This is a genomic window from Nonomuraea sp. CA-141351 (assembly GCF_050944675.1).
Taxonomy (GTDB): Bacteria; Actinomycetota; Actinomycetes; order Streptosporangiales; family Streptosporangiaceae; genus Nonomuraea.
This window is the reverse complement of record NZ_CP191982.1, coordinates 6,610,245-6,633,925: the sequence shown is the minus strand read 5'-3', so window position 1 is coordinate 6,633,925 and position 23,681 is coordinate 6,610,245. Positions and strand designations below refer to the sequence as shown.

The window sequence follows — 23,681 nt, the reverse complement described above, 5'->3', positions numbered from 1 at the left end:
GCCGGGAGTGTCTCACCATGACGATCACCTCCTGCACCACGAAGGCCGGTCGACCGGCCTTCGTCGTCAACGTCGAGGTCTTCCTGGAACGGGTCGGCCGCTGGCTCCTCATCAAGCGCGGCCACCAGGAGGCCCACGCCCCCGCACGCTGGCCGGCGTCGGTGGCAAGGCCGAGGCGGACGGTGCCGGGGCCGACATCCTCGAGCAGACCGCGCGCCGGGAGGTCGCGGAGGAGGTCGGCGTCGACCTGACGGGCACCGGCCTCACCTATGTGGAGAGCGCCTGCTTCGTGACCGACGACGGCGACCCGGTGATCAACGTCGTCTCCGCGGCGGGCTGCCGCCGCAGGCCCGCCCGGTGGTGGCCGCGCCGGACGAGGTCGCCGAGCTGACCTGGCTCACCCTCGAGGAGGCCGAAGCGCACCCCGGCTGCCCGCCGTGATCCTGCGCAGCCTGCGGCGCCTGGCTCAGAGGCCCTGACCGAATGATCGCTATCGCGCTGTCGCCGTAGGCCTGCCGTAGGAACGCGCCTCTTGTACGTGTCACTCGGCCCGCATGCGCCCGACCTCCGACTGGAAGACCTCCTCCGTCCTGCCCAGGAAGCCGGCGATCAGTTCCAGCTGCTCCTCGGTGTAGCCGTCCATCGCGCCGCGCCACGCCCGTACGAACGGGGCGAACACCGGGGCGATCACCTGCGCGGCCTCCTGGACCTGGAGCGTCACCACGACCTTGCGGCGGTCGACGCTGTCGCGTTCACGCCGCACGTACCCCACCGCCTCGAGCCTGTCGATCACCCCGGTGACGGACGCGGTCGTGATGCCCGCGCGCCTGGCCAGCTCGCTCGCCGTCAGCGGGCCGTCGCTGAGCAGGTTGAGGCAGTGCAGGTCGGTGGTGTTGACGCCGATCCGCTCGGCGGCGCCCTGGCTCATCGCCACCGACAGCGCGTTGGTACGGCGCAGCGCGTCGAGCAGCTGGGCCACGAGCTCGGCACGCCTTGACATCGCCATCCAAACTCCTTAGCGTTCCAAGTGTTTAGGAAAACTAGAGATATGGTTCTCTAGTGGCTAGATTACCGTAAGGAGAGCGCGATGAAGGATGTCATCAAGCGTTTCTACGACGAGGTGCTCAACGCCGACGACCTCGACGTAGCCGACGAGATCGTCGGCCCCGGCTTCGCGCCCCGAGACGGCGGCGTCACCGGCCCCGAGGCGCTCAAGCAGACCGCCCGCTACCTCCGTTCGGCGCTGCCCGACCTGCGCTTCGACATCGAGGACATGATCGCCGAAGGCGACCGGGTGGCCACCCGGTGGACGCTGCGCGGCACGCACGAAGGCGACTTCTTCGGCTTCCCGCCCACCGGCAAGCCCCTGGAGGTCCGCGCCTGCGTCGTCTTCCGCATGGAGGACGGCAAGGTCGCCGAGATCTGGCCGGTCATCGACTCCAGCTCCCTCGTGGCCGCCAGAGGATGACCAGTCGGCGGGCAGGCCGTTGCGGCGGGCCGGCGTGCGCAAGGCGCTTCGCAGTGCCTTCGCCTCGTCGTCGGCGAGCCCTTCGGCCGGCTCCGCGTCGATCTCGGCCGCGGCCTCGGTGCACGCGGCCGGCCTTGGGCAAGGCGGAAGGCCGTGCCCCCCACGGGCACGGCCTTCGGCATGCGGTCATCAGGCGGTGGCCGGAGCCTCCTGCTTGGCCTGCTCGGGCAGGTCCAGGCTGTCGCGGAGCTTGGCGGGCTTGAGGAACGCCGCGGCGACGAGGCCGACGGCGGCGATCGCGGCCGAGATGAGGAAGATGTGGCCGGTGGCGTCGCCGTACGCGGCCCTGACGATCGTCTTGATCGGCTCGGGCAGCGCGGCGATGTTGAGGCTGCCGCCCGCCGCGCTCCCGGCGGCGGGGATGCCGGCCTTGGCCAGGCCCTCGACGATGTTGGAGGCGACCTGGTCGGCCAGCACGGCGCCCAGCACCGACACGCCGACGGTCCCGCCGAGCGAGCGGAAGAAGGTGACCGCGCCGCTGGCGGCGCCGATCTCGCTCAACGGGACGGTGTTCTGGATGACCAGGACGAGGTTCTGCATCGACATGCCGACGCCGACGCCGACCGCCAGCATGTACACCGAGATCAGCACCATCGGGGTCTCGTGGTCGATCGTGGCCAGGCCGGCGAAGCCCAGCAGCAGGACGACCAGGCCGACCAGGATGAACGGCTTGGTCTGGCCGGTCTTGGAGACCATCCTGCCGCTGATCGTCGAGGAGAGCAGCACGCCGAGCATCATCGGGATGGTCAGCAGGCCGGCGGTGGTGGGGCCGTAGCCGCGGCCGATCTGGAAGTACTGTCCCAGGAAGACCGAGCCGCCGAACATGGCCATGCCGACCGCGAGGCTGGCCAGGATGGCCAGGGCGGGGGTGCGGCGGCTGATGACGTGCAGCGGGACGACCGGCTCCTTGACCCTGGACTCGATCCAGGTGGCCAGGGCGAGCAGCAGCACGCCGCCGCCTGCCATGGCCGCGGTCTGCCAGGACAGCCAGTCGAAGTCGTTGCCGACGAAGGTGACCCAGATGAGCAGAATGCTGACGCCGGCGGCGATGAGGGTGGCGCCCCAATAGTCGATGCTCACGTCAGAACGGCGCACGGTCGGGATGTGCAGGGTCTTGGCCAGCAGCGCGAAGGCCAGGACCGCGAAGGGCACGGCGACGAAGAAGCACCAGCGCCAGCCGAGCCAGGAGGTGTCGGCGATGAGACCGCCGAGCAGTGGGCCGCCGACGGTGGCCACGGCCATGACAGCGCCGAGGTAGCCGTTGTAGCGGCCGCGCTCCTTGGGGCTGATCATCGCGGCGATGACGACCTGGGCGAGGATCTGCAGGGCGCCCATGCCCAGGCCCTGGACCGCGCGGAAGGCGATGAGCTGCCCGGTGTTCTGGGCGAAGCCGCAGGCCAGCGAGCTGAGCATGAAGGTCACGATGGAGATCTGCAGCAGCAGCTTCTTGTTGAACAGGTCGGCCAGCTTGCCCCAGATCGGGGTGGAGGCGGTCGAGGCCAGCAGGGACGCGGTGACGACCCAGGTGTACTGCGACTGGCTGCCGTCGAGCGCGCCGATGATCTGCGGGAGCGACACCGAGACGATGGTGCCGCTGATCATCGCGACGAACAGGACGAGCAGCAGCCCGCTCAGGGCCTCGAGGACTTGCCGGTGGCTCATCGGCTCCACCGTTGACGGCTCTGCCGTCTGTGCGCTCATGCGCGACCTCCAACTGAATGTGTACGACCGGGACACCATACATGCTCAATGGGAAACTTTGCGCACTGGGCATCTATTCCCGGCAGGTAAGCTTGCGTACGTCATGAACAGCACAGTGGGGTTGCGCGAGCGCAAGAAGGCCGAGACCCGCCAGGCGGTCCACGAGGCCACGCTGCGGCTCGCGGTCGAGCACGGCCTGGACAACGTCACGGTCGAGGCCATCGCCGACGCCGCCAACATCTCGCGCCGGACGTTCTCCAACTACTTCGACAGCAAGGAGGAGGCGCTGCTCTACGGCGATGAGCAGCGCCTCGGAGAGCTGGTGGAGCGGGTGCGTGACCAGCCGCCCGCACTGACGGCCTGGCAGGCGCTGCGTGCCGCCTTCGACAGCCTCTATGAGCAGACCGGCGAGCCCGACCCTGAGTGGATGCTGCGCGCAAGGCTGGTCAAACAGCACCCCTCCCTGCTGTCCAGGCAACTGGCCAGCAGGGTGCGCCTGGAGAACGAGCTGAGCCAGGTGGTGGCCGGGCGGGAGCAGGCCGGCGGTGTCAGCCCCGAGGTGATCACCGCGGCCTTCCTGACCGCGCTGCGCATCGCCACACTCCGATGGGTCACGGATCACAAGACCAGGACACTGCGCGAGCTCACGAACGAGGTCCTCGACCAGGTCGCCCAGCCGTTCGGCTGACGCGCCTCCGCCCGGCGCCGCCGGACAGGGGCCCTCTGTCTAGCCAGCTAACTCACTAGTACGTACATTAGAGGCGTCCGCACCCTGTCCTATCCGCCGGAGAGGAAGAAGTGATGGCCTCGTTCCTGACCGGGCTGGTCGGCTCGGGCATCGGCCCTTCGCTCAGCCCGCCGCTGCACGAGCGGGAGGCCGTCCACCACGGGCTGCACTACGTCTACCGGCTGCTCGACACCGACCGGCTCGGGCTGGAGGTGGGGGAGCTGGTGCGCACCGCGCGCCGCTTCGGCTACGACGGGCTCAACATCACCCATCCGTGCAAGCAGACCGTCATCCCGCACCTGGACGACCTGTCGCCGGACGCCCGCATGCTCGGCGCGGTCAACACCGTCGTCTTCGACGGCGAGTGCGCCATCGGGCACAACACCGACTGGACGGGGTTCGCCGAGTCGTTCGCCCGCGGCCTGCCCGAAGCCCCCACCCGCCGGGTGGTGCAGCTCGGCGCGGGCGGCGCGGGCGCGGCCGTGGCGCACGCGCTGCTCACCCTGGGCGCCGACCGGATCACGGTCGTCGACGCCGACCACACGCGGGCGGTGCGGCTGGCGGCCGAGCTGGGCGCCCGTTTCGGCGCCGGACGGGCGCGCGCCGCCGGCCCCGACGACCTGCCGGCGCTGCTGGCGGAGGCCGACGGGCTGGTGCACGCCACGCCCACCGGCATGGCACACCACCCCGGTATGCCGCTGCCCGCCTCGCTGCTGAATCCCGGTCTGTGGGTAGCGGACATCGTGTACCGGCCGCTGGAGACCGAGCTGCTCAAGCAGGCGCGGGCGCTGGGCTGCCGGACGCTGGACGGCGGCGGCATGGTCGTCTTCCAGGCGGCGCACGCTTTCCGCCTGTTCACCGGCCGTGAGCCCGACGCCGAGCGCATGCTCGCCCACCTGACCGACCTGGTGACCGTCTGAGGAGGAGACGTGCGCAAGTCCATCGCCACCGTTTCGGTGAGCGGCACCCTGATCGAGAAGCTGGACGCCATCGCCGCCGCCGGGTTCGACGGCGTGGAGATCTTCGAGAACGACCTGCTCACCTGCCCGCTGCCACCTGAGGAGATCCGGGCCCGCGCCGCCGACCTCGGGCTCGGCATCGACCTCTACCAGCCGTTCCGCGACTTCGAGTCGGTGCCCGCCGACCTGCTGGAACGCAACCTGCGTCGCGCCGAGCACAAGTTCCGCGTCATGGAACGCCTCGGTGCCGACCTGCTGCTGGTCTGCTCCAACGTCTCGCCGCAGGCGATCGGCGACGACGAGCTGGCGGCCGCCCAGCTGCGGCTGCTGGCCGAACGGGCCGCCGAGCACGGGATCCGCATCGCGTACGAGGCGCTGGCCTGGGGGCGGCACGTCAACGAGTACCTGCACGCCTGGCGCGTCGTCCGCATGGCCGACCACCCGAACCTGGGCACCTGCCTGGACAGCTTCCACATCCTCTCGCGCGGCTCCGACCCGATCGGCATCGAGGCCGTCCCCGGCGAGAAGATCTTCTTCCTCCAGCTGGCCGACGCGCCACTGCTGGCCATGGACGTGCTGCAGTGGAGCCGCCACTACCGCTGCTTCCCCGGCCAGGGCAACTTCGATGTGGCCGGGCTGGTCCGTCACGTGCTCAACGCCGGCTACGCCGGGCCGTTGTCACTGGAGGTCTTCAACGACCACTTCCGCCAGGCCGACACCGGGCGCACCGCGCGCGACGGCATGCGCTCGCTCATCGCCCTGGAGGACACCCTGTACGGGGCCGCGCACCCGGCCGTGCCCACAGGTTTCTCCTTCGCCGAGCTCGCCGACAATGGGCAGGTCGGGGGGATGCTGACCGCGCTCGGCTTCGCACGTACCGGGACGCATCCCACGAAACCAGTCGAACTGTGGGAGCAGGGCGGGGCGCGGCTGCTGCTCAACGCCACCGGCGAGGACCCCGCACTGGTCGCCATCGGGCTCGACAGTCCCGACCCCGGCGGCGCGGTCAAGCACGCCGAGTCGCTGCTGTCGCCGGTGCTGCCGCGCGAGCGCGCGCCCAGGGAAGCGCGCCTGGACGCCGTCGCCGCCCCGGACGGCACCCAGATCTTCTTCTGCGACACGGCCTGGCTCGACGACTTCGGTCCGTCGGAGCCGGTGTCCGGCGAGATCACCCGGATCGACCATGTGGCGCTGACGCAGCCGTGGCACCAGTTCGACGAGGCGGAGCTGTTCTACCGCAGCGTGCTCGGGCTGAGCCCGCAGGAGAGCCTGGAGGTGCCCGACCCGTACGGGCTGCTGCGCAGCAAGGCCATGTCGGACCCCGGCGGGCGCGTACGGATGGTCATCAACCTGGCCCAGGTCGGCGCGAAAGATCTCGCGTGGCAGCACGTCGCGCTGGCCTGCGACGACGTCGTGGCCATCGCCCGCCGCCTGCGCGCAGAGCACCCGGACCTGCTGCTGCCCATCCCCGCCAACTACTACGACGACCTGGAGGCCCGCCACGACGACGTCGATCCCGCGCTCAGAGAGCTGGGCGTGCTGTACGACCGGGACGAGCACGGCGAGTTCCTGCACCTGTACACCGTCACCGTGGGACGCGTCTTCTTCGAGATCGTCCAGCGAACGGGCGGATACCAGGGATACGGCGCCGCGAACGCCCCCATCCGCCTCGCCATTCAGCACGCTGGACATAACTAAGATGACCGAATGACCTCCCAACCCGTCGCCTCGGAACGCCAGCGGGACGCCGACCGCACCAAGGCGGAGATCCTCAAGGTGGCTCAGCAGGAGTTCGCGCGGCACGGGTACGCGGGCGCGCGCGTCGACGAGATCGCCGAGCAGATGCGCACCACCAAGCGCATGATCTACTACTACTTCGGCAGCAAGGAGCGGCTCTACATCGCGGTCCTGGAGAAGGCCTACACCGAGGTCCGCGCGATGGAGCGCACGATCGACGTCGAGCACCTGGCTCCGGTGGAGGCCATCCGCACCCTGGCGGAGCTGACCTTCGACCACCATGACGCGCACCGCGACTTCATCAAGCTGGTCGCCATCGAGAACGTCCACCAGGCCGAGCACATCCGCAAGTCCGACGTCCTGGCCAACCTCGGCACGCCGGTGCTCGACGTCATCTCGCGCATCCTGGACGCGGGACAGGCCTCGGGCGAGTTCGTGACCGACGCCGACGCGATCGACGTGCACATGATGATCAGCTCGTTCTGCTTCTTCCGCGTGGCCAACCAGCACACCTTCGGCGCGCTGTTCGGGCGCGACATGACCGCGCCGGAGCACCGCGCCAGGCTGCGCCGGATGGTGGGCGAGATGATCGTCGCCTACCTGCGCGGTCAGGCCTGACGCCGTCCGGGCCGGTAACCAATGGGCAATGCCCTTGTAATGTACGAACCGGTGAGTTAGTTTCCTGCCACTGCGCTTTCCCACCCCCCGTGAGGAGCTTATCGTGACGGTGCAGGGCAAACCTCGCAAAGCGGCCGTTGCTGCCTGGATCGGCAGTGCCTTGGAGTACTACGACTTCTTCATCTACGGCACCGCCGCCGCCCTGGTGTTCAGCAAGATCTTCTTCCCGTCCAGCTCGCCCGCCACGGGGACGCTGCTGGCCCTGGCCACCTTCGGCGTCGGCTACCTGGCCAGGCCGGTCGGCGCCTTCGTCCTCGGACACGTGGGCGACAAGTTCGGCCGCAAGAAGGTGCTGGTCGCCACGCTCGTCATGATGGGCGCATCGACGTTCCTGGTGGGCTGCCTGCCCACGTACGACCAGGTCGGCCTGCTCGCGCCGATCCTGCTCGTGGCCCTGCGCCTGCTGCAGGGCTTCTCGGTCTCCGGCGAGCAGGCGGGCGCGAACTCCATGACGCTCGAGCACGCCCCCGAGACCCGCCGGGCCTACTACACCAGCTTCACGCTCAACGGCACGCAGGCCGGGCAGATCATCGCCACCGCGATCTTCCTCCCGATCGCCGCGCTGCCCGAGGAGCAGCTGCTGAGCTGGGGCTGGCGGGTGCCGTTCTGGCTGAGCATCGTGGTGGCCGCGGTCGGGCTGGTCATCCGGCGCACGCTGGAGGAGACGCCCGCCTTCGAGCAGGAGGTCGCCACCAACAACGTGGCCAGGTTGCCGCTGGCCGTGCTCTTCCGCGAGCACTGGCAGGACGTGCTGCGGGTCGTCGTGGCCGCGGTCATCGCCTCGGTGAGCACGATCTTCACCGTCCACGCCCTGTCGTACGCCGTCAACACCATGCACCTCGAGCGCGGACCCATGCTGTGGGTGGGCGTGCTGGCCAACGTCGCCGCAGTGATCACGATCCCGTTGTGGGGGTCGCTGTCGGACCGGATCGGCCGCAAGCCGGTCTTCATCGGTGGCTCGCTGGGCTGCGCGGTGCTGATGTTCGGCTACCTGTGGTCTATCTCCATCGGCAGCTACGCCCTGATCTTCGTCGTGGGCATCCTGATGTTCGGCGTCGTGCACAGCGCCACCAGCGGCGTCTGGCCGTCCTTCTACGGTGAGATGTTCACCACCAGGGTCCGCCTGTCGGGCATGGCGATCGGCACCCAGATCGGCTTCGCCATCGCCGGCTTCGCGCCGACCGTGGCCACGGCGGTGGCGGGCACGGGCCAGGAGAGCTGGCTGGGCGTGTCGATCATCACCGCCGTGCTGTGCCTGGTCAACGTGGCCGCCGTGGCGACCGCCCGGGAGACCTACCGAGTGCCCACCGAGCAGCTCGGCGTCAGGGCCTCGGTGACGGTGTGAACGACTTCCGCGTCTACGCCCTGCGCTTCGCCGAGCGCGACGCCCGGCGCGGCGAGCACTTCCACGGCTACGACGCCAGGGGAGCCGAGCCGCATCCCACCGCGTACTACGTCTGGCTGGCCGTCAACGACGAGCACACGATCGTCATCGACACCGGCATCGCCCGGGCCCGGGCCGAGCGCGCCCCCGGGCTGCGTTACCTGGCCTCGCCCATGGAGGCGCTGGCCCGGCTGGACGTGGCGGCCGACGCCGTCGACCACGTGGTGCTCACCCACCTGCACTACGACCACACCGGCACCGCCAAGGAGTTCGCCTCGGCCCGCTACGTGCTCCAGCGGGCCGAGCTCGGCTACTGGACGGGCCCCTGGGCCGAGCGCATCGCGGGGGAGCGCTGGCTGCTGAACGACGACGACCTCGCCCACCTCCAAGCCGCCCGCGAGGACGGCCGCGTGCTCCTGACCGAAGGCGACGCGCCCGTCGTGCCCGGCCTGAGCGTGCACCTGGTCGGCGGCCACACCGCCGGCATGCAGGTGGTACGCGTACGCACCGCCCGCGGCCACGTCGTGCTGGCCTCCGACGCGAGCCACTTCTACGAGAACGTCGAGGGCGACCGCCCCTTCCCGATCCTGCACAGCATGACCGGCATGTACGGCGCCTTCGACCGGATCAATGAGCTGGCCGACGGCCCGGACCTGGTGGTCGCCGGCCACGATCCGGAGGTGCTCAAGCGCTTCCCCCTGCTGGAGCCCGACATCGCGGTGATCGCGGGCTAGCTCCTGGGTAGGGGGCGCTGATGTTCGAGGACTTCATCACCGACAGGGTCGACGTCGGAGAGACGGAGCTGTTCGTCCGGTACGGCGGCTCGGGCACGCCGACCCTGCTCCTCCACGGTCACCCCCGCACACACGCGACCTGGCACCGGGTCGCGCCGCTCCTCGCCGCCCACCACACCGTGATATGTCCGGACCTGCGGGGCTACGGCCGCTCCGGTAAGCCGCCCACCACCCCCGATCACGCGCCCTACTCCAAGCGGGCCATGGCCGGGGACATGCTGGTCCTCATGCGGGCGCTGGGGCACGACCGCTTCGCCGTGGCGGGCCACGACCGCGGCTCGTACGTCGCCCACCGCTTGGCCGTCGACCACCCCCAAGCCGTCACGCGGCTGGCCGTGATGGACGGCATACCCATCGGCGAGGCGCTGGCCCGCACCGACGCGAAGTTCGCCGCCGCCTGGTGGCACTGGTTCTTCCTCGGCCAGACCGACAAGCCCGCGGAGCGGGTCATCAACGCCGACCCCGATGCCTGGTACCGGGCGACGGCCGAGCAGATGGGCGAGGAGGCGTACGAGGACTACCTCCGCGCCATCCACGATCCGCGGACGGTCCACGCGATGTGCGAGGACTACCGCGCCGGGCTCGGCGTTGATCGCGCGGCCGACGACGCCGACCGGGCGGCGGGCCGCCGCGTCACGTGCCCGACGCTGTTCCTCTGGGCGGCCAAGGACGACATGGAGGACCTGTACGGGGATCCGCTGCAGGTGTGGCGGTCGTGGGCCGACGACGTATGTGGACATCCGATCGACGCCGGGCACCACATCGCCGAGGAGGCGCCCGACGAGCTGGCGGCGGCCCTGCTGGCGTTCCTGCGAGCGCCATGACCGGCGCCGAGCCGAGCGGCCTGGGCATGGCCTCCCTCTGCCGCTGACCCTAAAGAGCGCCGCCGACCAGCAGGGCCAGGTCGATGAGGCGGTTGGAGTAACCCCACTCGTTGTCGTACCAGCCGACCACCTTGACCTGCGAGCCGAGCACCCGGGTGAGCTGGGCGTCGAAGACGCAGGAGGCGGGATCGGTGACGATGTCGGTGCTGACGATGGGCGCCTCGGTGTAGGACAGCAGGCCCTTGTACGGACCCGCGGCGGCCTCGGCGTACGCGTCCTTGACCTCCTGCACGGTGGTCGGGCGGCGGGTGGTGACGGTCAGGTCGGTGACCGAGCCGGTCGGGACGGGCACCCGCAGGGCGAAGGCGTCGAGCCGGCCCTGGAGTTCGGGCAGGACAAGGCCGATGGCCTTGGCGGCGCCGCTGGAGGTGGGGACGATGTTGAGCGCCGCGGCGCGGGCACGGCGCAGGTCCTTGTGTGGCGCGTCCTGGAGGTTCTGGTCCTGGGTGTAGGCGTGAACGGTGGTCATCATGCCGGAGTCGATGCCGACCGCGTCGTGCAGCACCTTGGCCAGGACTCCGAGGCAGTTTGTGGTGCACGAGGCGTTGGAGATGATCGTGTGACGTTCGGGGTCGTAGGCGTCGTCGTTCACGCCGAGCACGATCGTGACGTCCTCGCCGCTGGCCGGGGCGGCGATGATGACCTTCTTCGCGCCGCCGTCCACGTGCGCCCGCGCCTTGGCGGCGTCGGTGAAGATGCCGGTGGACTCGATGACCACGTCCACGCCCAGATCCCCCCACGGCAGGTCGGCCGGGTCGCGCTCGGCCAGCACCTTCACCGTGGTGTCCCCGGCACGGATCGCGCCGGGCTCGGCGACGATCTCGCCGGGGAAACGGCCCAGGATCGAGTCGTAGGCCAGCAGGTGGGCCATGGTCGCCACGTCGCCGAGGTCGTTGACCGCGACGATCTCCAGATCGGCGCCTCGGGCCGCCGCCGCGCGGAAGACGTTGCGCCCGATCCGCCCGAAACCATTGATGCCAACACGAACAGTCATATGTGCCTCTCTCTTCTCGAGGGCTACATCATAAGCATCTTATATAAATTGTCGATATATATTTGTGGTGTGAACGACCTTCCCGACGACGACCTGGACGTTGACGCCTTCGCCACGGCGATCGAGAACTTCAACCGCTTCTACATCCGTCTCCCCGTGCTGGAGAAGTTGTCGTTCACGACGCTGTCGGTGCTGGACACCCTCGCCTTCGGAGCCAGCCCGATGCGGCTGACCGACCTGACCAAGACCGAGCAGGTCAGCCAGCCCGCCATCACTCAGCTGGTCACCCGGCTGGAGCGCGACGGGCTGGTGGAGCGCCGCCCCGACCCGAGCGACGGACGCGCGGTCCTCGTCCACATCACCGAGGCCGGCCGCCGGATCGGCCGTTCCCGCCACGACGACCGGATGCGCCATCTGGCCCCGCTGGTCGCCCAGCTGACCGCCGAGCAGCGACGGGCGATCGCCCAAGCGCTGCCCGCCCTCACCCACTTGGCCGAACTCGGGCGCGCCCAGCCGTCCGGCTGAGAGACGTTCCCGGCCGGCCATGCTGAGGGCGCATCGCCCGGGTGATCGGGCCGCACGGCGTCGCGGTCGTCGACACCGAACTGCGCGTGCACGGCCTGAGCGGGCTGCGGATCGCGGACGCTTCCGTCACGCCGTCACCGATCTCCGGCGACACCAACGCCACGGCATTCGCCATCGCCGAACATGCCGCGCACCTGCTCGCCGGGTGGGGTAAGGGGCAGTGCCTCCGGCCGGACCGCTCTACCGACCATTGACACATAGCGGCGATATCAGTAGCTTCCCTCCCATCTACCGGTTTCACCTCCCACTCATCGAACCGTTAGAGGGTGCTATGGCGGAGCTTGACCGTCTGGCCGGGACTCTGGAGCGTGGTTTCGCGATCCTGGAGTTACTCGCCGCGGAGCGGTCGATCACAGCGGTGCAGATCGCGGAGCGGCTGGGCCTGTCGCGCAGTGCGACGTACCGGATCCTGGGCACATTGCGCCAGCGAGGCTACGTGGACTGGGACGGAACGGAACGCGTGAGCCTCGGTCAGCGCGCGGTCACCTTGGGCATGGCCGCCCTGAGCAACTTCGACCCCTACCTGGCCGCGCAGGCGCACCTGCGGGACCTGTCGCGCGAGCTGTCGGAGGCCGCCCTGATGGCGGTGCGAGACGGCGAGCAGATGGTGTACGTCGCCCACGAGGACGTCACCGAACATTCCATCGCGGTCCGCCGGCTGCTCGGCGTACGCCGCCAGATGCACAGCACGTCACTCGGCAAGGCGTATCTCGCGGCACTGCCGATCGACGAGGTCGACGCCCTCATCGACCGGCTCGACCTCACCCCGCACACCCCGACCACCATCACCGACCGGGCGAGGCTGCGCGCCGAGCTCGACGAGACCCGCGCCCGCGGATACTCCATCGACAACAGCGAGAACGAGCCCGACGTGCTCTGCTTCGGCGCCGCGATCCGCGACGAACGCGGCATGCCCATCTGCGCCATCAGCGTGGCCGGCCCCCGCGAGCGGATGCTCGGCAAGCAGGACGTCGTCCCCCATCGAGTGTCCGAAGTGGCGCTCGCGATCTCCCGGCGGCTCGGTTTCGTTGGGCCCGTCAACTTCGTGAATCTGGGAAGGTAGCCCGAAGATGCGACGCATCCTGGCCTCTTGCCTCGCCACATTGTCGCTCGCCGCCTGCGCGCCGGGCACGAGCAGCGGAGGCGGGAACGAACAGCAGGTCGACGACAAGACGCTGACGTACCTGTACTTCACCGACGGTCCCGACGAGCAGGCGACCCGCAGCCTGATCGCCGACTACGAGAAGAAGTCCGGCGTGAAGGTCGACCTGCAGATCGTCCCCTTCGACAACCTGGAGCAGCGGCTGCAGGCCCGTCTGTCCGGGGGCAACGCGCCGGACGTGGCGCGGCTGCACGACATCTCGCCCTACCGCAGCGACCTGCTCGACCTGAACAAGTTCCAGAAGGCGGCGCTCGACGGCCAGTTCGTCGACGGCGCGAACGCCTACGTCAAGGGACCGGGCGGCGAGCTGTTCGCGGTGCCGAGCGACCTGACGATGAACGGCCCGCTGGTCAACGTGGACCAGTTCAAGAAGGCCGGGGTGTCGCTCCCGGACGTCACCAAGCCCTGGAAGTGGGACGAGATGGTGGCGGCCGCGCAGAAGGTGCAGAAGGCCAACAAGACCCAGTACGCGATCGCGATGGACGTCTCGGGCCACCGGTTCGCCACGATGCTGAGCCAGTTCGGCACCACGTTCTTCGGCGCCGACGGCAAGGCCGTGGGGCTGGACGCGCAGAAGGCGACGGCGGCGGTGAAGCGCTTCGCCGACCTCAACGCCTCCGGCACGATGCCCGCCGACCTGTGGCTGCAGGCCGGCTCCAAGTACAAGGCGGCGAACGAGATCTTCCTGGCGCAGCAGACCCCGGTGTACATCAGCGGGAACTGGCAGGTCAGCGCCTTCGCGAAGGACGCGAAGTTCACCTGGGCCGCCGCGCCGAACCCGTGCCAGGAGACCTGCGGCGGCTTCCCCGGCGGGAAGTTCATGGCGTCGTTCAAGCAGAGCAAGCGGCAGCAGGCCGCGGCGGACTTCATCGCCTACATGAACTCCAAGGAGTCGCAGGAGCGCCTGGCCAAGGAGGCGAACTTCCTGCCCACCAGGAAGGATCTCATCTCCTCCGGTGTCGACTACCCCCAGCGCGACGCCGACATGAAGGTGTTCCTCGCCGACGTGAGCCGGACGCCGCCGCAGGCCTTCGCCACCACCTACAGCCCGGCGTTCTCCGCCACGGCGAAGGCCACCGTGGACGAGCTGAGCAAGGTCCTGGCCAAGAAGGAGTCGCCGGAGCAGGCCGTCGAAGCGATCAAGGCCGCCGCGGAGAAGGCGCTCAAGGACACCAAGTGAGCACGCGAGGCATCCGGGCGACCGAGCCGCCTCACGGAGTGGGGTCATGAGCGCTGCCCGCAGACGGCGAGCCAAGCCGTGGAACCAGCGGCTCGCGCCGTACCTGTTCGTCCTGCCCAACATGCTGATCTTCGGGTTGTTCGTGGTGTACCCGGCGATCAACAACTTCAACATCAGTCTCTACGACAGCCGCAACGGCCGCGACTTCACCTACGTGGGCGACGCGAACTACCAGGAGCTGTTCGGCTCGGACGACTTCTGGAGCGCCGCGCGCGCCACCGCCGTGTTCGCCCTGTGCTTCGTGGTCCTCACCACGGTCCTGTCGGTGACGCTGGCCCTGCTGCTCAACCGGCGTCTCAAGGGCCGGGCGTTCTTCCGCACGGTGTTCTTCCTGCCGGTCGTCCTGTCCCCGGTCGTGGTGGGCCTGATCTGGGGCTGGATCTTCGACCGCGGCAACGGGCTGCTGAACACCGTCCTCGGCCGGATCGGGCTGGGACAGCCGGGCTGGCTCGTCGACGGCGGCCTGGCCATGGCCGTGGTGATCTTCGTGGGACTGTGGATGCACATCGGCTTCTACATCCTCATCATCCTCGCCGGGCTGCAGGGCATCGATCCGGCGTACTACGAGGCCGCGAGGATGGACGGGGCCACGAGCTGGCAGCAGCTGCGGAAGATCACACTACCGCTGCTGCGGCCGACCACGATGGTGGTGGTGATCCTCAGCCTCATCGCCGGCTTCCAGGCGTTCGACTACATCTGGACGCTCACCGGCGGAGGCCCCATCGGGGCGACCACGCTGATGGTCCAGTACATCTACGAGAACGCCTTCCAGTCCCCGATCCGGTACGGCATGGCCGCGGCCGCCTCCGTGGTGCTGTTCGTCACGGTGTTCGCGCTGACCCTGCTCAACTTCCTGTACGGCAGGCGGAAGGAGGCCGCGTGAACCGGCCCCGATGGACCTCGGTCGGCGGCGGCGGTGCTCCGACCGCCGGACGGGTCCTCACGTACGCGGTCCTCATCGGGCTGACCGTCGTGGTCCTCGCTCCGGTGGTCTGGGCGATCCTGTCGTCGTTCAAGACGCAGACCGAGCTGGCGCAGCGCCCGCCGGCGCCGCTGCCGTCGTCGCTGTCGCCGGCCAACTACACCGAGGCGCTCGGCTCGTTCGACTTCGGCCTCTACCTGCAGAACAGCGTGATCGTGACCGTCGGCGCGACGCTGCTGACCGTGGTGGTCAACACGATGTGCGCCTACGGGCTGGCCAAGTACAACTTCCGCGGCCGTGACCTGCTGTTCCTGGTCGTGCTCGGCACCATCATGATCCCGCTGCAGCTCATCTTCATCCCCGTCTATCAGGTGGCCTCGCAGCTGGGGCTGGTGAACTCGCTGTGGGGCCTGATCATCCCGCCCGCGGCGACCCCGACCGGCGTGTTCCTGCTGCGCCAGTACATGCTCGGCATCCCCGACGACCTGATCGAGGCGGCCCGCATCGACGGCGCGGGCGAGTTCCGGATCTTCGCCCGGATCGTCGTGCCTCTTTGCGGCGCGGCCCTCGCGGTCGTCACGATCTTCTCGGTGATGTGGCGGTGGAACGACTTCCTATGGCCGCTGATCATCAGCCAGGACCAGGCGAAGTACACGCTGCCGGTGGCCTTGGCCCAGTTCAACAGCCAGCTGTCCGTGCCGTTCAACTACATTTTGGCGATGTCGGTGGTCAGCATGATCCCGGTCGTGGTGATCTTCCTGATCCTCCAGCGCCACATCGTCCGCGGCATCGCCAACACCGGTTTCAAGTAGAGGGTTCGAGAACATGGAAGAACGGACCGTACACGCGCTCGACCGCCGCGGCACGGTACTGGACTGGCTGGTCAGCCCCGCGTGGCGGGAACCCGCCGACGATCTCGCGAAGCACCTGAGGGCCGACGGGGACCCGTGGGGAGAGCGGGGCCGGTGGCGGCTGACGAACGGCCCGGATGTGACCCCGGTCAAGGAGGAGCTCTATCGGCATCGGCCGTTGCCGCGCGACCCGGTGACCGCGCCGATCGTCGAGGGCGGCCAGATCCGCTACCTGCAGCACGCGGGAGAGTGGCGCCGGCTGCACACGGGTGCCGACGGCCTGGTGGACTGGAGCGAGTTCTGCTTCACGCCGGAGTACCGGGTCGCGCTCGCGGCCACCGTCCTGGAGGTCGACCAGGCCGAATGGCGGACGCTCCGGCTGGCGTCCACCGGGCCGACGCTGCTGTTCGTCAACGGCGAACTGCTCGACGATTCCGACGGCTTCACCTACATGGAGCCCGCCGAGCGCTCCCGGCGGGTGTGGCTGCCCTCCGGCACCTCGACGGTGATCGTCGCCTCGTGGCAGGTGGCCTTCCGCGAGTGCCGCCAGGTCCTGCGGCTGCGCGTGGACGGGCTGCCCGTCCGCGTCGTCGTGCCCGGCGCCGGCGCCCGGGAGGACACCACCGCCGTCGCCGAACGCGTCCTCGACGCCGTGGGCGTGACCCGCTGGGGCACCACCGACGGCACGGTGCCGATCGTCGGCCCGGACGGCGCCGCGCTGCGCGTGCGCTGGGCCGACCAGGAGCGTCTCGTACGGCTCACGGGCGGACGGGCGACCCTGCAGCTCGACAAGCCCGACGGCGACGGCGAGGTCGGGAACGCCTCCATGCTGTCGACCGGCGAGACGGTGCTGCGGATCTCCGTCGACGGCTCGCCGGTGTTCCGGGAGTTCCCGGTCGCCGTCCTGCCCCGCGAGTACCGCTCCTCCGCGCACGGCGATCCCGCCACCTGGCGGGCCGAGTTCCTGCGCCACGCCGCGGGCATGGACGGGACCTCGGCCGCCGAGCTGGTACGCGCCGCCGAGGACCCGTCGTACGTCGTCACCGGCCTCGAACGCGCCCTCTGGATGATCGGCAGCAGGGCCGACTGCGCCGACTTCGAGGCGGTCGGGCTGGCGCACCTCTGGCACCGGGCCTCGGCCTGGGAGCCCGGTCTGCGCGAGCGGGTCCGCGAGTCGATGCTCGGCTTCAAGTACTGGATCGACCAGCCCGGCCTGGACGCGATGTGCTACTTCACCGAGAACCACCAGCTCGTCTGGCACACGGCGGAGCTGCTGTGGGGCACGGCGCTGAGCGAGGAGACCTTCTCCAACACCGGCTGGACCGGCGCCCAGCACGCCGCGCACGGGCGCCACATGGCGGTGGAATGGATGCGCCGCAAGCTCGCCGGAGGGTTCAGCGAGTTCGACTCCAACGCCTATCTCGCGATCGACCTGCTCGCGCTCGTCTCGCTCGTGGAGTTCGCCGAGGACGCCGAGGTCAGGGCGCTGGCCGCGGGGGTCGCGGACCGGGTGCTGTTCAGCTTGGCGGCGAACTCCTGGCGCGGCATCCACGGCTGCGCCCACGGCCGCTCGTACGTGTCGACGTTGCGGTCGTCCAGGCTGGAGGAGACCGCGCCGATCATGTGGCTGTGCTTCGGCACCGGCGCGCTCAACGACGCCGTGCTGCCCGCGGCGGCGATCGCGACCGCGCGCCGCTACCGGATGCCCGAGGTGATCCGCCAGGTCGCGAACGACCTGCCGGACCGGTGGTGGGGCACGCAGAGCTACCGCGGTGAATACCGCTTCGCCCACGACCTGCTGAGCAGGCCGTACGCGTCCGACGTGTCGGTGTTCAAGACCCCCGACGTGATGCTCTCGTGCGCCAACGACTACCGCCCCGGCCTGCCCGGCCTCCAGGAGCACATCTGGGGCGCCACCCTGGGCCCGGAGACCCAGGTGTTCGTCACGCATGCCCCCAACTCCTCCACCTCGCCCTCCGCCCGGCCCAACGCCTGGGCGGGCAGCCGGATCCTGCCCAGGGCACGCCAGCACGAGGGCACGGTACTGGCGCTGTACCGGATCCCGGGCGACGACGTCATGGGCTACACGCACGCCTGGTTCCCCATCGGCGAGTTCGACGAGTGGACCCGGGCGGGCGTGTGGACCGTCGGACGCAAGGGCCGTGGCTACGTCGCCCTCGCCACGGAAGGCGGCGCGGAGCCCGTGACCACCGGGCCCGACGCCTGGCAGGAACTGCGGCCGCTCGGACCGGGGACCGCCTGGGTCTGCACCGTCGGAGCCGGCGCGGACTTCGCCGGCTTCGTCGCGTCCCTGAGCGAGCCGCGCTTCGCCCGCGACGCGGTCTCCTTCGCCACTCCCGGGGGCGCCGAGCTGAACCTGACGTGGAGCGGCCCCTTCACCGTGGACGGACGCCCGGCCGACCTCGCCCCCGATGGCACGATCGCCCAGCCGCCCCAGCTCGACAACCCCTACGCGCGGCTCGAGTTCGGCGCCGGCACGCTGTCCATCGGATCGCACGAGATCCACCTCCAGAAGGGCCGGAGCGCATGAGCGAGCGGACAAGCGGACACGGCAGGCCCTGGCGCATGCGACCGGCGAAGGAGGGCGCATGAGTCAGGGCCAGGGCCTGGACACCAGCCAGGCCAGGGGCGCGGAGCCGCCGCGCCCGCCCGCCGACCTGGCGGACCTCACTCCGGAGGTCCTCGCCGAGACCGCCGGGCGCATCGCCGACCGGGCCGTGGCCATGGGCCTCACGCACTGGTTCTGGGGCGAGGGCGTCGTCCTGCAGGGCATGATGCGCCTGACACCCCGGCACCCGTTCGTCACCGAGTTCGTCGATGGGCACCTGGGCGACGGCATCGAGCTCGGCCACGTCAACAATTTGGCGCCCGGCGCCGTCTGCGCCGACCTCTACGGCGCGACCGGCGAACGCCGCTACGCCGACGCGTGCGAGCGCATGCTGGACTGGCTGCGCAACGACAAGGCCGTCACCCGCGCGCCGGGTGGCGCCATCGAGCACTGGCCCGGCGGCGTCTGGGCCGACACCGTCTACATGGGCGGCACCTTCCTCATCCACTACGGGCTGCACGCCGGTCGGCCCGAGCTCATCGAGGAAGCGGGTGAGCAGATCCTCGCCCACGCCGATGTCCTCCAGCACCCAGAAACCGGGCTCTACGCGCACGGTTCCCACGAGGGCCGCACGATCTGGAACTTCTGGGGCCGCGCCAACGCCTGGACCGCGCTGGCGTCGGTCGAGTACCTCGAGGCCGGGGGAGCCCTGTCCCAGCAGGTGCGTGAGGTGCTGCGCCGTCAACTGCTCGCCCTGGCCGGTCACCAGCCCCCGCACGGTGTGTGGGACGTGCTGGTGGACGGGCAACCGGAGAACCGCGGCATCCTCGAGACCTCGGCCGCCGCCGGCATCGCCGCCGCGATGCTCCGCGCCGCCGCCCTCGGCATCGAGCCGGAGCGGCTGCGCCGTGCCGGATGGCGGGCGCTCGCCGGAGTCCACGCGTACGTCGCCGAGGACGGCACGCTCACCCGGACCAGCGCGGGGACGGTCCTGCAGCTGATCCCGTTCGGCTACTCGGTCATCCGCAACGACATGATCCAGCCTTGGGGCCAGGGCCTGGCCCTGCAGGCGTACACGGCAGCTCTCCAGGAGACCAGGTGAAGACCAGGCACGCCACCGACCCGGACCAGATCCCGGGGTTCGACACCGACGCGCTGCGTTCGCGTTTCCTCGTCGAGGACCTCTTCGGCACCGGCATGAACGACGGCATCACCATGGTGTACAGCCACGAGGACCGCATCGTCATCGGCGGCGTGCGCCCGTCGGGCGCGCCCGTGACGCTGGAGACCGCCGAGCCGCTGGCCGCCGAGCACTTCCTCGCCCGACGGGAGCTGGGCGTCGTCAACGTCGGCACGGAGCCGGGCACGGTCACCGTCAACGGCGCCGACCACGAGCTCGGAGTCAAGGACGTCCTCTACGTCGGCAGGGGTGTCCGTGAGGTCTCCTTCACCGGCTCCGGCGGGGCCGCCTTCTATCTCGTGTCCACTCCGGCGCACGCCACGTACCCCACCCGCAAGGGCACACTGGCCGAAGCCACCCCGATCCGCCTCGGCGACCAGCGCAGCTCCAACGAGCGCACCATCTACAAGTTCATCCACGCCGACGGCATCCAGAGCTGCCAGCTCGTCCTCGGCATCACCGAGCTCGCCCCGGGCAGCATGTGGAACACCATGCCCGCGCACGTCCACGGCCGGCGCACCGAGGTTTACCTGTACTTCGGCCTCGACGCGAACGACCGTGTGGTCCACCTGATGGGCCGTCCCGACCAGACGCGCAACCTCATCGTCGCCGATCGGCAGGCGGTCATCTCGCCGAGCTGGTCCATCCACTGCGGCTTCGGCACCGGCGCCTACGCGTTCGTGTGGGCCATGGGCGGGGAGAACATCGACTACGCCGACGTCGAGCCGTACCCGATCACGGAGCTGCGATGAGCCGGCTGTTCGACCTGACCGGGCGGACGGCGCTCGTCACGGGCTCGCGCACCGGCATCGGTCAGGCCATCGCGGTCGGCCTGGCCGAGGCGGGAGCCGACCTGGTGCTCCACGGTCACCACGACGACCTGGACGAGACGCAGGCGGCGGTCGAGGCCCACGGCCGCTCCGCCCGGCGGTGGATCCGCGACCTCTCCGATGCTTCTGGACTCGCCGGCGACATCGGCGGCCTGCTCGACCGGACCCGCGTGGACATCCTGGTCAACAACGCCGGGATCATCCGCCGCTCACCCGCCGTCGACATGGCGGGCGAGGACTGGGACGCGGTGATGACCGTCAACCTCGACGCCGTGTTCGCCATCACGCAGGCCGCGGGACGGCGCATGCTGGCCCGGCGGACCGGGAAGATCATCTCGATCGCGTCGCTGCTGTCCTTCCAGGGCGGTGTCAACGTCGTGGGGTATTCGGCGAGCAAGCACGCGCTGGTGGGCATGACCCGGGCGCTGGCCAACGAGTGGTCCCGCGACGGGGTCCAGGTCAACGCCATCGCGCCCGGCTATGTCGCCACCGGCAACACGGCCGCGCTACGGGCCGACCCGGTCCGGGAGCCGCAGATCAGCGGCCGGATCCCGGCCGGCCGCTGGGGTACTCCCGCCGACCTGGTCGGCGCCGCCGTCTTCCTCGCGGCTCCGGCGTCCGACTACGTGTGCGGCCACGTGCTCTCCGTCGACGGCGGCTGGCTCGCACGCTGAGTCCCCGGGGCCGCGATCGATTGTCGATGCCGCACCCGGACGCGGTCCCGGTCTTCCTGCTAGGAGATCCTGCGGGCGAAGCCGGGGGCGTGTTCCGGGCGGGGACCGAAGCCCACGAACCGGGTGGGAATCATCCGGAGCCGGGGGAACACGCGGGTGAGGAAGAGAGGGGCTGGAGGAGCCCCGGAACGCTTGCCCGCGAACTGCTTGTCGAAGATGACACGCTGGAGCATCCGCTGGCCGGCCTGGACGATGACGGTGGGGCGGTGCCTGCGCCGTTGCACGGCCGCCAGGTCCGCGAGGCGGAGTGCCGCCGCAGGGGCCCGGCCAGGATGGTGGCGGCGGCCACGGCGTCGTGCCGGTCTCCGGCCTGGGTGCCCGGCCATCTCTGTCAGAAGGTGAGGAGGCGCGCCCAGCGGTCCGGCTGCATCCTACAGAAGGCGCGCGGCCAGCCGGCTCCACTGGCGCAGCGGCGGCTCGCCCGGGGTCGAGGTGAGCACGTGGAGGCTGACGTGGTCCGCGCCGGCGTCGAGGTGTTCGCGTACCCGCTGGGCGATGTCGTCGGGGCCGCCGGTGGCCACCAGCGCCTCGACCAACCGGTCGTCAAGGGACTCGGCGTTGTCGAAGCCCAGGTCGCGCAGCAGCGTGAGCCGGTTGGGCAGGGCGGCGGCCGCGTGCGCGCGGGCCAGGTCGGCCGATCGGGAGCGGGACGGGTCGAGGACGACCAGTTGGGTGACCGCGAGCAGCGCCTGAGGCCCGAGCAGCTTCCTGGCGTCGAGGGTGTGTTCGACGGGCATGCCCAGGGGATGGGCGCCCCAGGCCCGTTCGCCGGCGAGCTTGAGCATCTTCGGGCCCAGAGCGGCCAGGACCCGGGGCGGTGCGGGGGCCGGCGGTCCGAAAGGGGCGGCGTCCATGGCGTCCAGGTAGCCGCGCATGGTCGCCAGCGGCGGGCCGAAGCGGTGGCCGCGCACGTCGGTGACCAGGGCGGGATGGCTTATCCCGAGTCCGAGCAGGAACCGCCCGGGAAACGCCTCGTCAAGGGTGCGCTGAGCGGCGACGGTGGTGACGGCGTCGCGGGCGTAGACGCTGGCCGCGCCGGTCGCGACGACGGTCCGCCGGGTCGCGGACAGCAGCATGGCGGCCTGCGCCATGGCCTCGCGGCCGGTCGTCTCGGGGAACCACAGAGCCCGATAGCCGAGCTCTTCGACGGCCGCGGCCGCTTCGCGAAGGACGGTGGCGGGGTATCGGTCGGCCTCTCCCGCCCAGATGCCGACCTGCCCGAGATCAGGCGCCCGGCCGCTCACGCCGTGGCCTTCTGGGCCAGGAAGTGCGCGATCTGGGCGGCGCCGGTCCGGGCCAGCCAGGTGCGCAGGTCCATCAGGCCGGGGTGCAGCGCGCGGGCGAAGGAGACGTCGGCCCGCCAGCCGCGTCCGTTGAGCCAGGCGTAGGCGAAGGCGAACTCCTCGCCGGCCTGAGCGATCGCCTCGAGCGGGATCTGGACGTAGGGCAGGGGCCGCCCGACGGCCTCGGAGATGACCGCGGCGATCTGGACCGGGGTCAGCTCGTCCCCGGCCAGGTCCACCGCCCGGCCGATCCAGTCCTGCGGCCGGGCGAAGGCCTGGGCGGTGAAGACGGCGAGGTCGTCGACGGCCAGGATCTGCTGCGGCACGTCCGCCTCGAACGCGGTGGCCACGGCACCGCCCTGCAGGTGGTAGGCGCCGGTGTAGTTCTCCATGAAGGAGACCGGGCGCAGGAAGGTCGCGGGCAGGCCCAGCCGTACGATGTGCTGTTCGATCCGCCACTTGCTCACCACGTTCTGCGGCAGCTTCTCGGTGTTGTGACGGCCCGCGCCGGCGACCGAGGCGTAGACCAGGTGCCGCACCTCGGCGGTGTGGGCCGCCTCGGCCACATTCCGGCCCCAGCGCACCTCGTCCTCGGTGGAGAAGCCCGCCGGGGTGCCTGGGGAGCCGACGGTCGGCTGGACGCTGAACATGCCGTAGGCGCCGCCGGCCGCGGCGGCCAGCGACGCGACGTCGTCCATCTCGGCCCGTACGAGCTGCGCGCCGGCCTGCGCCAGGGCCTGGGCGGGGGCGGCAGCCGGATCGCGGGTCACCGCCCGTACCCGCCAGCCGTTGGAGAGCAGGCGCGCCGTCACGGCGCGGCCCTGCAGGCCGGTCGCGCCCACCACCACGATGGTCTTGTCCACGATGTGTCTCCAGAACGTAGGCCCAGAAAGTGGGCATGACGGGGTCGCCATAACTGGGGGACCCCTCCGGTTACAT

At 70.3% G+C, this 23,681-nt stretch carries 25 protein-coding genes and 1 pseudogene; 19 read left to right on the top strand and 7 right to left on the bottom strand.

The window, feature by feature from the left end:
• Positions 1–7: 7 nt before the first annotated feature.
• Positions 8–220: pseudogene (locus tag ACQPWU_RS31525) on the top strand (hypothetical protein); the annotation flags it as partial.
• Positions 221–267: 47 nt separating this feature from the next.
• Here the strand turns inward: ACQPWU_RS31525 and ACQPWU_RS31520 are convergent.
• Positions 268–423, bottom strand: coding sequence for a hypothetical protein (locus ACQPWU_RS31520; protein ID WP_433445583.1), 156 nt, complete (start codon positions 421–423; stop codon positions 268–270).
• Between the two features lie 118 nt (positions 424–541).
• Positions 542–1,006: a MarR family winged helix-turn-helix transcriptional regulator gene (locus ACQPWU_RS31515; protein WP_433428008.1), complete on the bottom strand. Its 465-nt coding sequence runs from the start codon at positions 1,004–1,006 to the stop codon at positions 542–544.
• Positions 1,007–1,087: 81 nt separating this feature from the next.
• Between ACQPWU_RS31515 and ACQPWU_RS31510 the strand changes: the two genes are divergently transcribed.
• Positions 1,088–1,468 carry an ester cyclase gene (locus tag ACQPWU_RS31510; RefSeq protein WP_433428006.1) on the top strand — a complete coding sequence of 127 codons (381 nt, stop codon included), beginning with the start codon at positions 1,088–1,090 and terminating at the stop codon, positions 1,466–1,468.
• Positions 1,469–1,657: 189 nt separating this feature from the next.
• Here ACQPWU_RS31510 and ACQPWU_RS31505 read toward each other — a convergent pair whose 3' ends face one another.
• Positions 1,658–3,190 (bottom strand): MDR family MFS transporter, encoded by a 1,533-nt coding sequence (locus ACQPWU_RS31505; RefSeq protein WP_433445338.1) that lies wholly within the window; start codon positions 3,188–3,190, stop codon positions 1,658–1,660.
• A 142-nt stretch (positions 3,191–3,332) separates the two neighbouring features.
• Here ACQPWU_RS31505 and ACQPWU_RS31500 point away from each other — a divergent pair, with 142 nt between their 5' ends.
• From ACQPWU_RS31500 to ACQPWU_RS31470, 7 genes are all read left to right on the top strand, one after another.
• Complete coding sequence (locus ACQPWU_RS31500) at positions 3,333–3,917, top strand: TetR/AcrR family transcriptional regulator (protein WP_433428004.1); 585 nt, start codon at positions 3,333–3,335, stop codon at positions 3,915–3,917.
• A gap of 113 nt (positions 3,918–4,030) precedes the next feature.
• Complete coding sequence (locus ACQPWU_RS31495) at positions 4,031–4,876, top strand: shikimate dehydrogenase (protein ID WP_433428002.1); 846 nt, start codon at positions 4,031–4,033, stop codon at positions 4,874–4,876.
• A gap of 9 nt (positions 4,877–4,885) precedes the next feature.
• Positions 4,886–6,613, top strand: a complete 1,728-nt coding sequence (locus ACQPWU_RS31490) for a bifunctional sugar phosphate isomerase/epimerase/4-hydroxyphenylpyruvate dioxygenase family protein (protein WP_433427999.1) — start codon at positions 4,886–4,888, stop codon at positions 6,611–6,613.
• Between the two features lie 9 nt (positions 6,614–6,622).
• Positions 6,623–7,270, top strand: a complete 648-nt coding sequence (locus ACQPWU_RS31485; protein ID WP_433427998.1) for a TetR family transcriptional regulator — start codon at positions 6,623–6,625, stop codon at positions 7,268–7,270.
• Positions 7,271–7,373: 103 nt separating this feature from the next.
• The gene (locus tag ACQPWU_RS31480) at positions 7,374–8,675 is read left to right on the top strand and encodes an MFS transporter (RefSeq protein ID WP_433427996.1); all 1,302 of its coding nucleotides are present in this window, start codon (positions 7,374–7,376) and stop codon (positions 8,673–8,675) included.
• Positions 8,672–9,448 (top strand): N-acyl homoserine lactonase family protein, encoded by a 777-nt coding sequence (locus tag ACQPWU_RS31475; RefSeq protein ID WP_433427993.1) that lies wholly within the window; start codon positions 8,672–8,674, stop codon positions 9,446–9,448. The genes ACQPWU_RS31480 and ACQPWU_RS31475 overlap by 4 nt, the downstream gene beginning before the upstream one ends.
• Positions 9,449–9,468: 20 nt before the next feature.
• Positions 9,469–10,332, top strand: a complete 864-nt coding sequence (locus tag ACQPWU_RS31470) for an alpha/beta fold hydrolase (protein ID WP_433427990.1) — start codon at positions 9,469–9,471, stop codon at positions 10,330–10,332.
• A gap of 49 nt (positions 10,333–10,381) precedes the next feature.
• Here ACQPWU_RS31470 and gap read toward each other — a convergent pair whose 3' ends face one another.
• Positions 10,382–11,386 carry a type I glyceraldehyde-3-phosphate dehydrogenase gene (gene gap, locus ACQPWU_RS31465; RefSeq protein ID WP_433427988.1) on the bottom strand — a complete coding sequence of 335 codons (1,005 nt, stop codon included), beginning with the start codon at positions 11,384–11,386 and terminating at the stop codon, positions 10,382–10,384.
• A gap of 69 nt (positions 11,387–11,455) precedes the next feature.
• On the opposite strand from gap, the gene ACQPWU_RS31460 reads away from it, so the two are divergent.
• The 10 genes from ACQPWU_RS31460 (at position 11,456) to ACQPWU_RS31415 (ending at position 21,399) form a co-directional block, all read left to right on the top strand.
• On the top strand, positions 11,456–11,911 hold the full coding sequence (locus tag ACQPWU_RS31460; RefSeq protein WP_433427986.1) for a MarR family winged helix-turn-helix transcriptional regulator: 456 nt from the start codon (positions 11,456–11,458) through the stop codon (positions 11,909–11,911).
• 41 nt (positions 11,912–11,952) lie between these two features.
• Positions 11,953–12,165, top strand: a complete 213-nt coding sequence (locus tag ACQPWU_RS31455) for a GMC oxidoreductase (RefSeq protein WP_433427983.1) — start codon at positions 11,953–11,955, stop codon at positions 12,163–12,165.
• 77 nt (positions 12,166–12,242) lie between these two features.
• Complete coding sequence (locus ACQPWU_RS31450) at positions 12,243–13,034, top strand: IclR family transcriptional regulator (protein WP_433427981.1); 792 nt, start codon at positions 12,243–12,245, stop codon at positions 13,032–13,034.
• Between the two features lie 7 nt (positions 13,035–13,041).
• Positions 13,042–14,313 (top strand): ABC transporter substrate-binding protein, encoded by a 1,272-nt coding sequence (locus tag ACQPWU_RS31445; RefSeq protein ID WP_433427979.1) that lies wholly within the window; start codon positions 13,042–13,044, stop codon positions 14,311–14,313.
• Between the two features lie 46 nt (positions 14,314–14,359).
• Positions 14,360–15,256: a carbohydrate ABC transporter permease gene (locus ACQPWU_RS31440; protein ID WP_433427976.1), complete on the top strand. Its 897-nt coding sequence runs from the start codon at positions 14,360–14,362 to the stop codon at positions 15,254–15,256.
• Positions 15,253–16,107 carry a carbohydrate ABC transporter permease gene (locus ACQPWU_RS31435; RefSeq protein WP_433427974.1) on the top strand — a complete coding sequence of 285 codons (855 nt, stop codon included), beginning with the start codon at positions 15,253–15,255 and terminating at the stop codon, positions 16,105–16,107. Before ACQPWU_RS31440 ends, ACQPWU_RS31435 begins: the two co-directional genes overlap by 4 nt.
• A gap of 13 nt (positions 16,108–16,120) precedes the next feature.
• Positions 16,121–18,697 (top strand): hypothetical protein, encoded by a 2,577-nt coding sequence (locus ACQPWU_RS31430; protein ID WP_433427972.1) that lies wholly within the window; start codon positions 16,121–16,123, stop codon positions 18,695–18,697.
• A 58-nt stretch (positions 18,698–18,755) separates the two neighbouring features.
• The gene (locus tag ACQPWU_RS31425; RefSeq protein WP_433427970.1) at positions 18,756–19,817 is read left to right on the top strand and encodes a glycoside hydrolase family 88 protein; all 1,062 of its coding nucleotides are present in this window, start codon (positions 18,756–18,758) and stop codon (positions 19,815–19,817) included.
• Complete coding sequence (gene kduI / locus ACQPWU_RS31420) at positions 19,814–20,647, top strand: 5-dehydro-4-deoxy-D-glucuronate isomerase (RefSeq protein WP_433427968.1); 834 nt, start codon at positions 19,814–19,816, stop codon at positions 20,645–20,647. The genes ACQPWU_RS31425 and kduI overlap by 4 nt, the downstream gene beginning before the upstream one ends.
• Positions 20,644–21,399: an SDR family oxidoreductase gene (locus ACQPWU_RS31415; RefSeq protein WP_433427965.1), complete on the top strand. Its 756-nt coding sequence runs from the start codon at positions 20,644–20,646 to the stop codon at positions 21,397–21,399. The genes kduI and ACQPWU_RS31415 overlap by 4 nt, the downstream gene beginning before the upstream one ends.
• A gap of 59 nt (positions 21,400–21,458) precedes the next feature.
• Here ACQPWU_RS31415 and ACQPWU_RS31410 read toward each other — a convergent pair whose 3' ends face one another.
• The 3 genes from ACQPWU_RS31410 to ACQPWU_RS31400 all read right to left on the bottom strand — a co-directional run bounded on the left by ACQPWU_RS31410 (position 21,459) and on the right by ACQPWU_RS31400 (position 23,605).
• Complete coding sequence (locus ACQPWU_RS31410) at positions 21,459–21,683, bottom strand: hypothetical protein (protein WP_433427962.1); 225 nt, start codon at positions 21,681–21,683, stop codon at positions 21,459–21,461.
• A gap of 147 nt (positions 21,684–21,830) precedes the next feature.
• A complete protein-coding gene (locus tag ACQPWU_RS31405; protein ID WP_433427960.1) occupies positions 21,831–22,703 on the bottom strand; it encodes a TIGR03620 family F420-dependent LLM class oxidoreductase in 873 nt (290 codons plus the stop codon).
• A complete protein-coding gene (locus ACQPWU_RS31400) occupies positions 22,700–23,605 on the bottom strand; it encodes an NmrA family NAD(P)-binding protein (protein ID WP_433427958.1) in 906 nt (301 codons plus the stop codon). The genes ACQPWU_RS31405 and ACQPWU_RS31400 overlap by 4 nt, the downstream gene beginning before the upstream one ends.
• Between the last annotated feature and the right edge of the window lie 76 nt (positions 23,606–23,681).

What these genes read in the sequence shown, in the direction of transcription:
- ACQPWU_RS31510 (WP_433428006.1), top strand. Translation starts at nt 1,088, where the DNA reads ATGAAGGATGTCATCAAGCGTTTCTACGACGAGGTGCTCAACGCCGAC.
- ACQPWU_RS31445 (WP_433427979.1), top strand. Translation starts at nt 13,042, where the DNA reads ATGCGACGCATCCTGGCCTCTTGCCTCGCCACATTGTCGCTCGCCGCC.
- ACQPWU_RS31430 (WP_433427972.1), top strand. Translation starts at nt 16,121, where the DNA reads ATGGAAGAACGGACCGTACACGCGCTCGACCGCCGCGGCACGGTACTG.
- ACQPWU_RS31505 (WP_433445338.1), bottom strand. Translation starts at nt 3,190, where the DNA reads ATGAGCCACCGGCAAGTCCTCGAGGCCCTGAGCGGGCTGCTGCTCGTC.
- ACQPWU_RS31470 (WP_433427990.1), top strand. Translation starts at nt 9,469, where the DNA reads ATGTTCGAGGACTTCATCACCGACAGGGTCGACGTCGGAGAGACGGAG.
- ACQPWU_RS31515 (WP_433428008.1), bottom strand. Translation starts at nt 1,006, where the DNA reads ATGGCGATGTCAAGGCGTGCCGAGCTCGTGGCCCAGCTGCTCGACGCG.
- ACQPWU_RS31440 (WP_433427976.1), top strand. Translation starts at nt 14,360, where the DNA reads ATGAGCGCTGCCCGCAGACGGCGAGCCAAGCCGTGGAACCAGCGGCTC.
- ACQPWU_RS31415 (WP_433427965.1), top strand. Translation starts at nt 20,644, where the DNA reads ATGAGCCGGCTGTTCGACCTGACCGGGCGGACGGCGCTCGTCACGGGC.
- gap (WP_433427988.1), bottom strand. Translation starts at nt 11,386, where the DNA reads ATGACTGTTCGTGTTGGCATCAATGGTTTCGGGCGGATCGGGCGCAAC.
- ACQPWU_RS31485 (WP_433427998.1), top strand. Translation starts at nt 6,623, where the DNA reads ATGACCTCCCAACCCGTCGCCTCGGAACGCCAGCGGGACGCCGACCGC.
- ACQPWU_RS31425 (WP_433427970.1), top strand. Translation starts at nt 18,756, where the DNA reads ATGAGTCAGGGCCAGGGCCTGGACACCAGCCAGGCCAGGGGCGCGGAG.
- ACQPWU_RS31495 (WP_433428002.1), top strand. Translation starts at nt 4,031, where the DNA reads ATGGCCTCGTTCCTGACCGGGCTGGTCGGCTCGGGCATCGGCCCTTCG.
- ACQPWU_RS31450 (WP_433427981.1), top strand. Translation starts at nt 12,243, where the DNA reads ATGGCGGAGCTTGACCGTCTGGCCGGGACTCTGGAGCGTGGTTTCGCG.
- ACQPWU_RS31500 (WP_433428004.1), top strand. Translation starts at nt 3,333, where the DNA reads ATGAACAGCACAGTGGGGTTGCGCGAGCGCAAGAAGGCCGAGACCCGC.